A 12,001-nucleotide genomic window follows, 5' to 3' on the forward strand; every position below is an offset into this window, starting at 1 on the left:
CAGGCTTAACTAAGTGCAGAGCATGCCCAACAAATCGGCAAGCCTGAATCTGGGCAGTGGCCAGTCTCGTGATCATAGCCGGCGCCGTACACCTCACGCAGCGACGATAGTTCGCAGCGAAGAGGACACGTGGAAACCGCTCTACCTTTTCAACCTCTATCGTTCTGCTCTCTCTGGACTACTGCTGATTCTGTTTGTTACCGGCCTGGGACCCAGTCTGCTCGGCAAATCAGATCCACTTCTCTACCTGATCACAACCGTTATCTACCTACTCTTCTGTATGGGTGCGTTGATCACGACCTATCTTAAAAAGCCACGCTTTAATATTCAGGTCTACCTGCAGCTGACGGTCGATATCTTTGCCATCACCCTGATCATGCACGCCAGTGGCGGTATCAGCAGCGGACTGGCAATGCTGCTGATCGTCTCACTCGCGGGTGGCAGCCTGTTGATGAGTGGTTACATCGCGATCTTCTTTGCCGCCGTCACCAGCACCGTGGTGCTGTTCGAGCAGGTCTATGCCGAACTGACCAACGCCTTCACCACTACCGCTTACACCCAGGCAGGTATGCTCGGCGTCGCCTTTTTCGCCACCACCATTGTTTTGCACCTGCTGGCGGCAAGGGTGAGCGAGACCGAGGCACTGGCACACCGTCGTGGTATCGACCTGGCCAATCTAGCGCAGCTCAACGACTACGTGATTCAACATATGGAGTCGGGGGCACTGGTGGTCGATATCGAGGGTTCTATACGCCTGATCAACAGCACCGCGCGAACCATGCTGGGTACCTCTGCACAGATCGAGTCTCTGCGCCTCTCAACCATCAATCCCGATCTATCGAGAGAGTTGATGCGCTGGCGAAAAGATCGATCTGCCGTTGCCGAGGCGCTACGGATCGGTGAAACGACTCTCGAAATTCGCCCACGTTTTATTCCATTAGGTCGGCGCGAAGAGGATACCGGCACCCTAATCTATCTCGATGACATGGCGGTACTCTCGCAACGGGCGCAGCAGATGAAACTGGCTGCACTCGGGCAGCTGACAGCGAGTATTGCCCATGAGATCAGAAACCCTCTCGGTGCCATCAGCCATGCAGGGCAGCTCCTGGCCGAATCACCCGAACTAGACAAGGGGGATAGCCGCTTTATCGAGATCATTCTGGAGCAATCGGGACGGGTGAATGAGATCATAGAGAATGTACTGCAGATCTCACGCCGCGACCCTTCATTCCCCGAGTCCATAGAACTGCACTCATGGCTGCGCAACTTCTTCGATGAGTATTGCGAACACGGTCGCGCCCACGATGAGACGCTGAAACTCGAGATCGAACCGCAGGAGACACAAATCGAGTTTGATCCGACACAGCTGCGGCAGATCATCAGCAATCTTGTCGACAACGCGATTCGCCACGGTGAACCAAACGCCAACGGCACGAGACTCCATGTCAGAGGCGGCCTGCTCGATGAGTCTGACACCCCCTATCTCGAGGTGATCGACTTCGGCGGCGGTATAGACGAGGCGATTGCCGAAAACATCTTCGATCCCTTCTTCACTACCCGTAGCAGCGGTACCGGACTGGGACTCTATCTCGCCAAAGAGCTGTGCGAGATGAACGGTGCTCGCCTCGAGCACCGACGCGCCGAGAGTGGCGGTGCCTCGTTCCGTATTCTATTCTCCACCCCCACGACCGCCGGTTAAGAGAGAAAACGATGAGCCGCCCGCTTGCCCTGATTGTTGATGACGAACCCGATATCCGCGAACTGCTGGAGATCACTCTGGGGCGTATGGAGATCGATACCCACGCGGCAGCTGATCTGGCTGAGGCCGTGGCGCTACTTGAACGTGCAGATTTTGATCTCTGCCTCACCGATATGCGCCTACCCGATGGTAGCGGTATCGAACTGGTCAAACATATTCAGAACAGCGCCCCGCAAACCCCCGTTGCTGTCATCACCGCCCACGGCAACATGGAGTCGGCGGTCGAGTCGCTCAAGAGCGGTGCCTTCGATTTTGTCTCCAAACCGGTCGATCTACAGGTGCTGAGAAAACTGGTCGCTACGGCAATCAAACTCAGCACGCCAACCGAATCATCAAAAAAACTGACCCTGCTCGGCGACTCCAAAGCGATGCAGCGACTTCGTGCCACCATCACCAAACTCTCGCGCAGTCAGGCCCCGGTCTATATCAGCGGTGAATCGGGTAGCGGCAAGGAGCTGGCGGCACGCATGATCCATGAACAGGGACCACGCAGCAGTAAGCCGTTTGTACCGGTCAACTGCGGTGCAATTCCCGCCGAGCTGATGGAGAGCGAATTCTTCGGCCACATCAAGGGAAGCTTTACTGGAGCCGTGAGCGACAAACAGGGGCTGTTTCAGGCCGCCGATGGCGGCACACTGTTTCTCGATGAGGTGGCCGACCTGCCACTGCATATGCAGGTTAAGCTACTGCGCGTGATTCAGGAGAAGGCGATCCGTCCGGTCGGTTCCCATCAGGAGCAGAAGATCGACGTTCGCATCCTCAGCGCCACCCATAAAAACCTCAAACAGATGGTCACCGATGAACAGTTCCGCCAGGATCTTTTCTATCGCATCAACGTTATTGAACTCCATGTACCGAGTCTGCGCGAACGTACCGAAGACATAACGCTATTGGCCGATCACATCCTTGCAGGCTTTGCCGAAGAGTCGGGCCTCGAGAGCCCCCGTCTCTCAGCTGAGGCAAGCGCAGCACTCAGCGACTACCCATTCCCCGGTAATGTGCGCGAATTGGAGAATATTCTTGAGCGCGCCATGACGCTGTGCGAAGAGAACACCATCATGGCAGAGGATCTGGCCCTGCCGCAGACAATCGAAACCCAGGGAGAGCTACTACCCAATCGAGTCGAGGATCTGGAGCGACAGGAGATCGTCAAAGCCCTGGAGCAGACCCACTACAATAAAACCGCTGCAGCAAAACTACTCGGCCTGACGCTACGCCAGCTCCGCTACCGCCTGCAGAAACTCGAGATTGAGTAGTCCAATGAGCACGAATAGAGCTGAAACTTCCCCGGCAACCCTGCCACGCCGTTTGGGTGCAATTCTCTACGATTCACTGCTACTGCTGGCGGTGCTTTTTTTCGCCTTTATTCCCATCACCATCATTGCTGAGCAGAGTAACGGCGGTGTGTTATTTGAGCTCTCCAGCACTCTCTACCTGCTCGGCGTCACCTTCCTCTTCTTTGGCTGGTTCTGGACCCACGGTGGTGAGACGCTGGGGATGCGCAGCTGGCAGTTGCGTCTCGAGCAGAGCAATGGTGGAAGCGTTACCTGGAGTATCGCTGCGGTGCGTTTTCTGGCTGCGCTCTTCACGCTCGGTATCGGGCTGTTCTGGATACCCTTCAATAGCGAGCGCCTCGCCTGGCACGACCGACTCTCAAATAGTTGCGTAATCCATCGACCGCGCTAACCGCTAGCGCGTCCGCTTCAACACCACCATCGTCACTGCCAGCACCAACAACGACGGAAACAGCGCACTGAAGAGCGGATTGAAATTATAGAGCTGTCCCATCTGATAGTAGGTGCGGTTGAGCAGGTAGAAGGCAAGACCGAACAGCAATCCCATCACCATTCTCTTGCCCGCCCCCACATCACGCAGCGGTCCCAGTACAAATGGCACCACAAAGAAGAGCATCACCAGTAGCGAGAGCGGTGAGATCAGCTTATTCCACAGCGCCAGTTCATAGCGTTGCGTCGCCAGGCCATTGGCCCTCAGATAGAGAATATATTTACCCAGATCCCAGGCCGAGAGAAAACGCGGTCCGGTCGCAACCACACTCAACAGCTCCGGATCGAGCAGCAGACTCCAACGCTCCGCCATCTCCGATTGCGAAACAACGATGCTTTCACGCACCAGACTTCGTTCAACCCCAAACAGATACCACTCTTCACCATTGTATTTGGCTGACCGGGCAGAGACCGCGCTTTGTAGTTGCCCCTGCTTGTTGAATTCGTATCGTGTCACCTTGCCCAGCTTCCCATCGGCATAGAAATCGCGAATATGGACAAAGGCGCGCCCATCACGCACCCAGACACCGTGTTTGCTCTTGTGCAGTGCACCACTACTCTGTGCAACGGCACGTCCGTTACGTGCCTGCTGTTCACTCATCGGCACGATGTACTCACCGATCAGCAGTGCAATGACCACCAGCACCATCCCCAGCTTAAGCAGTGCTCTGGTAATCGAGGCACGGGAAACACCGGCACTACGCAGCGCGATCAGTTCACTTCCCGCAGCCAACCGTCCCAGGCTCATCAGGCTACCGAGAAGCACTGCCATTGGCAGCAGATCGAGCAGACGATGCGGTAGCGTCAGCACGATGAAACGCATCGCCGCCCCGACCCCATACTCACCACGACCGACATCTCCCAGCTCTGCGATAAAGGCGAGCAATGCATCAAGCGCCACCACCAGCAACAGCGCCAGCAGGATACCGATCAGTGTCTCCTTTATCAGATAGCGCTCGTAACGCTTCATCCACGCCCCCTGACAAACTGGCCGCGAATCCATTGCCAGCCCAACTGGTTGATGACCAGATAAGCGATAAAGAGCAGAAGTAACAGGTGGACCCACCAGATACCGATGGCTGGCGAAAGCTGTCCCTTTGCCACCCACACCTTGGCGACACTGAGCAGATTGGCATAGCTGATATAGACCAGAATGGCGATCATCAGCTGTCCATAGCGTCCTTTACGCGGCGGTGTATGGCTCAGCGGAACCGCCAACAGCGCTAACAGCAGTCCCGTAATCGGAACCGAGATACGCCACTGCAGCTCCGCAATCTCCTTTGCGTTGTTACTGCCCAGCAGCAGCGACGTAGGACGTGCATCAAGTTTTTCAGTGGCACGTTTCTTATTCCCCTCCTTGATCAGGATCGCATGACGTTTGTAGCGGAGAATCGTATAGTCGCGTTCACCGGGCATGCCCTCGTAACGATTGCCATCCTCCAGTACCAGATAACGATCTCCCGTCTCCCGATTGCTCTCAACATAGGCACGGTCGGCTTTATAGACTCGAGGACGTTCGCCAGAGTTGTCTTCGACAAACACCTCCAGCCAGGCGCTATTTAAAGGTGAGATACTATTGGCAAAGATGGTCTGTTTACCGCTCTTGGATTCGGTAAAACGGCCCGGTTGTATCGCCAGAATATCGGCGTCACGTTCCGCCTGATCGGCAACAATATAGGCCTGCTGTGCCGCCCAGGGACCGAGGTAGATACTCAATCCCGCCAGCAATACCGTAATCGGCAATACAAAATACATCACCGCCACATAGAGGCGCCGTAGACCGACACCGCAGGCGGCGAGAGAGACCATCTCGCTATCGCGGTAGAGACGACCAAAACCGAGCATAATGCCAAGAAAGAGTGCCAACGGCAGCAGCAGCACGGCGTAATTGACCGACTGCAGAAATAGCATGTGGAACACTTCACCTGGCGGCAGGTCACCCTTGGCCGCCTCAGATAGGTTCCGTGCCAATGTATTGACCAGCACGATCAGCATCAACACTGAGCCGACCATCACCATACTCAACACCACTTCACGAAAGATGTAGCGATCGAGCACCGGCAGCGGATTCCAGCTGGCAAACAATGTTCGTCTGTTATTCAAAAGGAGAACTTTTCCAGTAAACTAGCTTTTTTGTAGTGATCAGCAAAAATCAGAGTATTCGGCAGACAAATAGTGCCGTACTTTTGCTGGCTACCGTATACCAGTTTCAGAGCCGACTGCAATCTCGGCAGACAACCCAATCAGGAGCCTTGGATGGAAATCAGCATTAAAAGTGGTAACCCGGAAAAACAGCGTTGTGGCTGCGTTGTTGTCGCCCTGTTCGAGGCAAAACGGCTCTCAACCGCTGCCAAGGCACTCGATCAGGCCAGCGATGGCTACCTGGGCAAACTGCTGCGCCGCGGTGACATCGAGGGCAAGAGTGGCGAATCACTGATGCTCCACCACCTGCCAGGCGTGAACGCTGAACGTGTTTTGCTGATCGGCTGCGGTAAAGAGAAGGCCTTCAGTGAGGCCACCTTCCGCAATATCACCGTGACCGCAGCGAAACAACTCGAGCAGAGCGGAGCGACCGATGCTGTTAGCTATCTGCCGGAACTGGAGATCGAAGGGCGCGATATCGGTTGGAAGATCAGCCAGTCGATTATCAGCGCCGAAAACGCGCTCTACCGTTTCGATCAACTAAAGAGCGACACCGTCGCCCGCAAGCGTCCGCTGCGTAAACTCCACCTTGCAACCATCGATCATCAGAGCGCACCAACCTGCAACAAGGCGATGGCTCAGGGCGAGGCAATCGCCGCCGGTATGAGCCTCACCCGCGACCTCAGCAACCTGCCCGGAAATATCTGCACCCCCACCTATCTCGCCAACCAGGCGAACAAGTTGGGCAGAAAATATCCGAAAATGAAGTGTAAATCGCTGAGCGAGGCGCAGATGGCCAAGTTCGGCATGGGTGCACTGCTCTCCGTCTCCAAGGGCAGTCGCGAACCGGCCAAGCTGGTTGTGATGGACTACCAGGGTGGCAAGAAAGGGAGCAAGCCGATTGTTCTGATCGGCAAGGGACTCACCTTTGATGCCGGCGGCATCTCGATCAAACCCTCCGCCGCGATGGATGAGATGAAATACGACATGTGCGGTGGTGCCAGCATCTTCGGCACCATGCAGGCGATTGCGCAGATGAAGCTGCCGATCAACGTCATCGGCGTTGTACCCAGCTCCGAGAATCTGCCCGATGGCGCAGCGAATAAGCCGGGAGACATCGTCACCAGCATGTCGGGACAGACCATTGAGATCCTCAACACCGATGCCGAGGGCCGTCTAATTCTCTGCGACGCTTTGACCTACAGCGAGCGTTTCAATCCCAAGGCAGTCATCGATGTTGCCACTCTCACCGGTGCCTGCGTTATCGCCCTCGGCCAGCACGCCTCGGGGCTGCTCGGTAACCACGAGCCGTTGATCGATGAACTACTCGATGCAGGCAAACAGGTGGGCGATCGCGCCTGGCAGATGCCACTCTGGGATGAGTATCAGGAGCAGATCAAGAGTCCCTTCGCTGATATGGCCAACATCGGTGGACGTGAGGCAGGCACCATTACCGCCGCCTGCTTCCTCTCACGCTTCACCAAGAAGTTCCACTGGGCACACCTCGACATTGCGGGTGCCGCGTGGAAGAGCGGAGCTGAAAAGGGTGCAACCGGGCGCCCAGTCACCCTCCTCACCCAGTATCTGATCGACCGCGCCGGATAACGGGAGCGTTACCTTGAGCAGAGTCGATTTCTACATCCTGCAGAACAGCGTGGCCGACGGTCGATATCTGTTCGCCTGCAAGCTGGCAGAGAAGGTACATAGCCTCGGCAACCGCATCTACATCCACACCAGCTCAGCTGCAGACTCTGCCGCCCTTGATGAACTGCTCTGGACCTTCCGCGCAGGCAGTTTTCTACCACATGCCGTCAGCCAGGATGAGAGCATGCCCGTGCTAATCGGTCACGACTCGGAACCCACCGATCAACGTCAGGTTCTGATCAATCTGGCCGGGAGTGTACCGTCCTTTTTTTCACGCTTCGAACGCGTTGTGGAAATCATTGAAAATGGTGACGCGGAACGGCAGGATGGTCGTGTACGCTTTATAAGCTACCGCGAGCACGGGATAGAACCGACGCCGCACAATCTGACTCTGTAGGTGCCCAATGAGCGATCCGGGAGTCGCTATTTTTGCGAAAGTTTGTTTTGGGCATCCAAGCCCAAGCAAACAGCAAAAACTTAACGCGACCATTTATGCCTACGGCGCCCCGACCGTCCTGCGTACGTTGCGTAATCACCTCTTCGCGGCTCTACACAACTCCCTCAGTGACTCTACGCCGACATAAAGCCGCTGCTGCATCTTCTTCGTCGTTCGCTCGCGCTCTCAACTACGAATATGCAGACGGCGTCGACTATCGAGGACTAACCGCCCTCACTTCGCTCTCCATGGCGGTCAGCGAACGAAAACAACAGCGACCTCCCACCTGAGCTTGAAGAGTTCATTAATGAGTCTGCCGAAAGTAGTGAAAGTGCCTCTGATGATGGCCTGAACGCCAATCTGACCAGCGATATGAGTGATGATGGCGATGAGATGCAGAGCCTCGATATCGATCTGGCTATGGGCAACAACATGCCTGCTGTCATTGAACAATCCACTGAAGATGATGATGAGATCCCGGTCCTTAACAGCGTTGCACTCAGCGGCGAAGAGGCGCGCGAGATCGCTGCGGCAACGGAGATCACAACACCTGCTGCTGCCGCTGAAGCGACTGCCTCAACAACCGATAGCATCGATCTCGATGAGCTCTTCCCTGAGGATAACGATGAGGACTCGGCCAGTACTGAGAGTGACGTAGCTGCGCAGATCGATGAAATCGTACAGCTCGCCGATGACCAGGAAACAACAGCAGCCGAGAGCCCTAATGATGCGGATGCCATTGATGTCGATTCACTACTGGCTGAGACGGGCGATGCAGAGTCAAACGAGTCGACTACTGAAGAGATAGACACACCTGAAGAGATCGATATCGACTCGCTTATTGATGAGGCTAACGAAACAGACGCTGAGCCCGCAGCTGAACCAGATACCGACACAGAGATGGTTGATATCGACGCACTGATCGCTGAGAACGATGTGGCGGACAATGAACCGGCAACTGAAAGTGCGGATGATACTGAAGAGAACATAGATATCGACGCCCTGTTTGCTGAGGCGAGCGGTGATGAAGGAGAGACATCCTCAGAAAGCGCTCCCGACACCTCAACAGCGGACGACGGCGGTGAGAGTATCGACATTGATGCGCTCCTGGCAGAGACCGAAGAGTCTGGGAGTGACGCCGCTACAGAGGCACCGAGTGATAGCGAAGGCGAAGAGGAGATCGATATTGATCGGGGAGTCGCTATTTTGCGGAAGCATGTTTTGGGCATCCAAGCCCAAGCAAGCGGCAAATACTTAACGCGACCGTTTATGCCTACGGCGCTCCGACCGTCCTGCGTACGTTGCGTAATCACCTCTTCGCGGCTCTACACAACTCCCTCAGTGACTCTACGCCGACATAAAGCCGCTGCTGCATCTTCTTCGTCGTTCGCTCGCGCTCTCAACTACGAATAGGCAGACGGCGTCGACTATCGGGACTAACCGCCTTCGCTTCGCTATCCATGGCGGTCAGCGTGCGCTCTTCGCCGAAGCTAGCTCTGAAAGTGATACGCCATCACCGACAACAGCTGCCGCTGAATCAGAGCAGGCTGAAGAGAGTGAAGATGAGATTGATATCGACGCACTCTTTGCCGAGGCAGGTAGCGCAGAAGCTGAACCAACTGCTGAGACTGTAGAGAGTCCCAGCTCAGAGGAGAGCGCTGAAGAGATCGACATCGACGCACTCTTTGCCGAAGCAGGTAGCGCGGAAGCCGAACCAGCTGCAGAGCCTGTAGAGAGTTCCAGCTCAGAGGAGAGCGCTGAAGAGATCGACATCGACGCACTCTTTGCCGAAGCAGGTGGCGCAGAAGCCGAACCAGCTGCAGAGCCTGTAGAGAGTTCCAGCTCAGAGGAGAGCGCTGAAGAGATCGACATCGATGCACTCTTTGCCGAAGCAGGTAGCGCAGAAGCTGAATCGGTTGCAGAGCCTGTGGAGAGTACCAGCTCAGAGGAGAGTGTCGAGGAGATCGACATCGACGCACTGCTTTCCGAGGCTGACGAATCAAGCGCCGCCCCCATCGACGAGCCAAATGAGGAGGTCGACATTGACGCCCTACTCGCTGATGCCGGCGATACAACCGACACTTCATCAGAAGTCGCCGTGACAGAGGAAGAGGCAACAACCGACAATGATGATGCCGCTTTCGATATAGATGCGCTACTGACAGAAACGAGCGCCGAAAGTAGTGAACCCACTGAAGAAATCATTGATTTAACAGAAGAGCCATCCGCCAGCGCAACAGAGAGTGATAATTTTGATGTCGATGCGCTGATTGCCGCAGCACCTGAGTCGTTGGAATCCGATGAGAGTGTCGAGACTGATCTCGCTGATGCCTACGCCCTGCTTGATGTTGATGCGACCAGCAACGAAACCAGCGAAACCAACGAGATCCCTTCTGAGAGCGAGACTACCCCTTCACTCAACGCTGATCAGGCCGTTCAACTCGGAGCAGAGATCGGCATCGCTATCTCGGAGGCCACATCGAAGGCCGTGAGTGAGCCGGGGAGTCGCTATTTTTGCGAAAGTTTGTTTTGGGCATCCAAGCCCAAGCAAACAGCAAAAACTTCACGCGACCGTTTATGCCTGCGGCGCCCGACCGTCCTGCGTTCGTTGCGTAATCACCTCTTCGCGGCTCTACACAACTCCCTCAGTGACTCTACGCCGACATAAAGCCGCTGCTGCATCTTCTCCGTCGTTCGCTCGCGCTCTCAACTACGAATAGGCAGACGGCGTCGACTATCGGGACTAACCGCCCTCACTTCGCTCTCCATGGCGGTCAGCGGCGGTCGGCGCCATCTCTGAGACGATTGAGGCGACCGTTCGTGAACAGCTCAATCAGCGACTACCCGAAATGATCTCCAAGGTACTCAAAGAGCACCTGAACAAATAACAATCAGGCAGGGCTATAGACGACGAAATCGTTGCGCCCTGCCCGCTTCGCCCGATACATCGCATCGTCAGCCCGCTTGATCAACAGGTCATACTGCGTGCCGTGCTCTGGATAGAAGCTGATGCCGATACTGGTCCCGATCTCGACTGTCTCACCGTTAATTTCAAATGGTGCCTGGATCGCCTTAACGATTTTACTCGCCACCTTCTGACACCCCTCACTTCCCTCTATGTGTCGAGTCACGGCAACGAACTCATCGCCGCCAAAACGAGCCAGCACATCCTCACGACGCAACAGAGCCGAAATCCGATCAGCCACCTGCCTCAACAGCTCATCGCCGGCATCGTGCCCCAGTTGATCATTAACCGGTTTAAAACGATCCAGATCAAAAAACATCAGCGCGAACTGCTCATGCTGCGGTTCGGACACCGCAAACAGATGCGAAAGATAGTCAAATAGTGCCGCACGATTCGGTAGCCCGGTCAGTGCGTCCTTATTGGCCCGCTCCTCAAGCTGCACATAGGAGTCTTCAAGCGCGGTGAGGTTATCGCTGATGGTCTGTGCTTCACGGCTGGTACAGCGGTAGACGATGACTGCCGCTACCGCGCCGACCAGTAGCACGATGACACTGAGCCAGATCGTCAATGTGAGGGTTCGGCTGTAGGCCATATTGGCTTCAGAGACCGCCTGCTGTGTGAGCCGCGTCTGCAGTTCACGCATGCTCTGTAGCGTCTCATTGATCTGAGCCTAAATCGGAATCGCCTCTCGCAACATCAGTGAGCGAGCCGCCTCAAGATCGCTAGCCGTCGCCAGATCAACCACGCGATCCTGTACCACCAGCACCAACTCGATCAGCTCACTCTGGTGGTTATAGATCGCCTTCTCCTCGGGGCCCATTCCCGATTCACGAATTAAGCGACGCGCCTTACCCACCTCATAGCCCTCGTGGGTAAAGGCCATGAACTTCTCATCACGGCTGAAGGCATCATCAACCAGCAGCATGTTGTAGAGGTAGTCAGTTCGTCGGTAGCCCGCCACCTGCATTTCAGTGGCAATCTGAATCTTGCGGTTGTTCTCAGAGGTGATTTTATTGAGGGTGTTGTGGGAAGACTGCAGTTGCATCACAGCATAGACCGCCATGCCTGCCAGCAATATAAGTAGCAGGGCAAACCCAGCGATGGTGACTGTCTTCAAATATCGCAGCATAAAGGTCGATTTCTTATTAAAAACAACGCTATCCGGACATCCTAACACGCCTTTTTGGCAGTTGTTGTGATGACACGAATCGGTGCCCTGATCGGGTATAATGCTCCGCTTTATTGCGCCCCGCGCCCTCATCGACATCGAG

13 protein-coding genes are annotated in these 12,001 nt (G+C 55.4%); 8 read left to right on the forward strand and 5 right to left on the reverse strand.

Translation table 11 applies throughout. From position 1 onward, the window contains the following. Positions 1 to 22: 22 nt before the first annotated feature. From HUE57_RS15420 to HUE57_RS15430, 3 genes are read left to right on the forward strand one after another with little or no spacing between them, the layout of a single operon-like run. Entirely contained in the window at positions 23 to 1,699 is a 1,677-nt protein-coding gene (locus HUE57_RS15420) for a sensor histidine kinase (protein ID WP_078483449.1), read from the forward strand. 11 nt (positions 1,700 to 1,710) lie between these two features. Further along, positions 1,711 to 3,015, forward strand: coding sequence for a sigma-54-dependent transcriptional regulator (locus tag HUE57_RS15425; RefSeq protein ID WP_078483450.1), 1,305 nt, complete (start codon positions 1,711 to 1,713; stop codon positions 3,013 to 3,015). 4 nt (positions 3,016 to 3,019) lie between these two features. Further along, a complete protein-coding gene (locus tag HUE57_RS15430; RefSeq protein WP_078483451.1) occupies positions 3,020 to 3,445 on the forward strand; it encodes an RDD family protein in 426 nt (141 codons plus the stop codon). 3 nt (positions 3,446 to 3,448) lie between these two features. Here HUE57_RS15430 and lptG read toward each other — a convergent pair whose 3' ends face one another. Together lptG and lptF are read right to left on the reverse strand one after the other, a co-directional pair. Then, the gene (gene lptG, locus HUE57_RS15435; protein WP_172840232.1) at positions 3,449 to 4,513 is read right to left on the reverse strand and encodes an LPS export ABC transporter permease LptG; all 1,065 of its coding nucleotides are present in this window, start codon (positions 4,511 to 4,513) and stop codon (positions 3,449 to 3,451) included. Then, positions 4,510 to 5,646 carry an LPS export ABC transporter permease LptF gene (gene lptF, locus HUE57_RS15440; RefSeq protein WP_135622130.1) on the reverse strand — a complete coding sequence of 379 codons (1,137 nt, stop codon included), beginning with the start codon at positions 5,644 to 5,646 and terminating at the stop codon, positions 4,510 to 4,512. Before lptF ends, lptG begins: the two co-directional genes overlap by 4 nt. A gap of 153 nt (positions 5,647 to 5,799) precedes the next feature. Here lptF and HUE57_RS15445 point away from each other — a divergent pair, with 153 nt between their 5' ends. From HUE57_RS15445 to HUE57_RS15460, 4 genes are all read left to right on the forward strand, one after another. Continuing rightward, positions 5,800 to 7,290 carry a leucyl aminopeptidase gene (locus tag HUE57_RS15445; RefSeq protein ID WP_078483454.1) on the forward strand — a complete coding sequence of 497 codons (1,491 nt, stop codon included), beginning with the start codon at positions 5,800 to 5,802 and terminating at the stop codon, positions 7,288 to 7,290. Positions 7,291 to 7,303: 13 nt separating this feature from the next. Next, positions 7,304 to 7,726: a DNA polymerase III subunit chi gene (locus HUE57_RS15450; RefSeq protein WP_078483455.1), complete on the forward strand. Its 423-nt coding sequence runs from the start codon at positions 7,304 to 7,306 to the stop codon at positions 7,724 to 7,726. A 32-nt stretch (positions 7,727 to 7,758) separates the two neighbouring features. After that, positions 7,759 to 8,055, forward strand: coding sequence for a hypothetical protein (locus tag HUE57_RS15455; protein WP_174673488.1), 297 nt, complete (start codon positions 7,759 to 7,761; stop codon positions 8,053 to 8,055). An 82-nt stretch (positions 8,056 to 8,137) separates the two neighbouring features. Then, positions 8,138 to 9,178, forward strand: coding sequence for a midas domain-containing protein (locus HUE57_RS15460; RefSeq protein WP_174673489.1), 1,041 nt, complete (start codon positions 8,138 to 8,140; stop codon positions 9,176 to 9,178). Between the two features lie 54 nt (positions 9,179 to 9,232). Here the strand turns inward: HUE57_RS15460 and HUE57_RS15465 are convergent, their stop codons facing one another. Beyond that, positions 9,233 to 9,808, reverse strand: coding sequence for a hypothetical protein (locus tag HUE57_RS15465; protein WP_174673490.1), 576 nt, complete (start codon positions 9,806 to 9,808; stop codon positions 9,233 to 9,235). Between the two features lie 449 nt (positions 9,809 to 10,257). Between HUE57_RS15465 and HUE57_RS15470 the strand changes: the two genes are divergently transcribed. Beyond that, on the forward strand, positions 10,258 to 10,485 hold the full coding sequence (locus HUE57_RS15470; protein WP_174673491.1) for a hypothetical protein: 228 nt from the start codon (positions 10,258 to 10,260) through the stop codon (positions 10,483 to 10,485). A gap of 171 nt (positions 10,486 to 10,656) precedes the next feature. Here HUE57_RS15470 and HUE57_RS15475 read toward each other — a convergent pair whose 3' ends face one another. Both HUE57_RS15475 and HUE57_RS15480 read right to left on the reverse strand, forming a co-directional pair. Further along, positions 10,657 to 11,373, reverse strand: coding sequence for a GGDEF domain-containing protein (locus tag HUE57_RS15475; protein WP_078483457.1), 717 nt, complete (start codon positions 11,371 to 11,373; stop codon positions 10,657 to 10,659). A 27-nt stretch (positions 11,374 to 11,400) separates the two neighbouring features. Further along, positions 11,401 to 11,859, reverse strand: a complete 459-nt coding sequence (locus HUE57_RS15480; protein WP_078483458.1) for an MCP four helix bundle domain-containing protein — start codon at positions 11,857 to 11,859, stop codon at positions 11,401 to 11,403. Positions 11,860 to 12,001: the final 142 nt, after the last annotated feature.

It is taken from the genome of Candidatus Reidiella endopervernicosa (assembly GCF_013343005.1).
Taxonomy (GTDB): Bacteria; Pseudomonadota; Gammaproteobacteria.

Excerpts from the sequence above, each read along its gene's own strand:
- HUE57_RS15460 (WP_174673489.1), top strand. The coding sequence starts at position 8,138 with ATGAGTGATGATGGCGATGAGATGCAGAGCCTCGATATCGATCTGGCT.
- HUE57_RS15445 (WP_078483454.1), top strand. The coding sequence starts at position 5,800 with ATGGAAATCAGCATTAAAAGTGGTAACCCGGAAAAACAGCGTTGTGGC.
- HUE57_RS15430 (WP_078483451.1), top strand. The coding sequence starts at position 3,020 with ATGAGCACGAATAGAGCTGAAACTTCCCCGGCAACCCTGCCACGCCGT.
- HUE57_RS15475 (WP_078483457.1), bottom strand. The coding sequence starts at position 11,373 with ATGCGTGAACTGCAGACGCGGCTCACACAGCAGGCGGTCTCTGAAGCC.
- lptG (WP_172840232.1), bottom strand. The coding sequence starts at position 4,513 with ATGAAGCGTTACGAGCGCTATCTGATAAAGGAGACACTGATCGGTATC.
- HUE57_RS15465 (WP_174673490.1), bottom strand. The coding sequence starts at position 9,808 with ATGTCGACCTCCTCATTTGGCTCGTCGATGGGGGCGGCGCTTGATTCG.
- HUE57_RS15420 (WP_078483449.1), top strand. The coding sequence starts at position 23 with ATGCCCAACAAATCGGCAAGCCTGAATCTGGGCAGTGGCCAGTCTCGT.
- HUE57_RS15480 (WP_078483458.1), bottom strand. The coding sequence starts at position 11,859 with ATGCTGCGATATTTGAAGACAGTCACCATCGCTGGGTTTGCCCTGCTA.
- HUE57_RS15425 (WP_078483450.1), top strand. The coding sequence starts at position 1,711 with ATGAGCCGCCCGCTTGCCCTGATTGTTGATGACGAACCCGATATCCGC.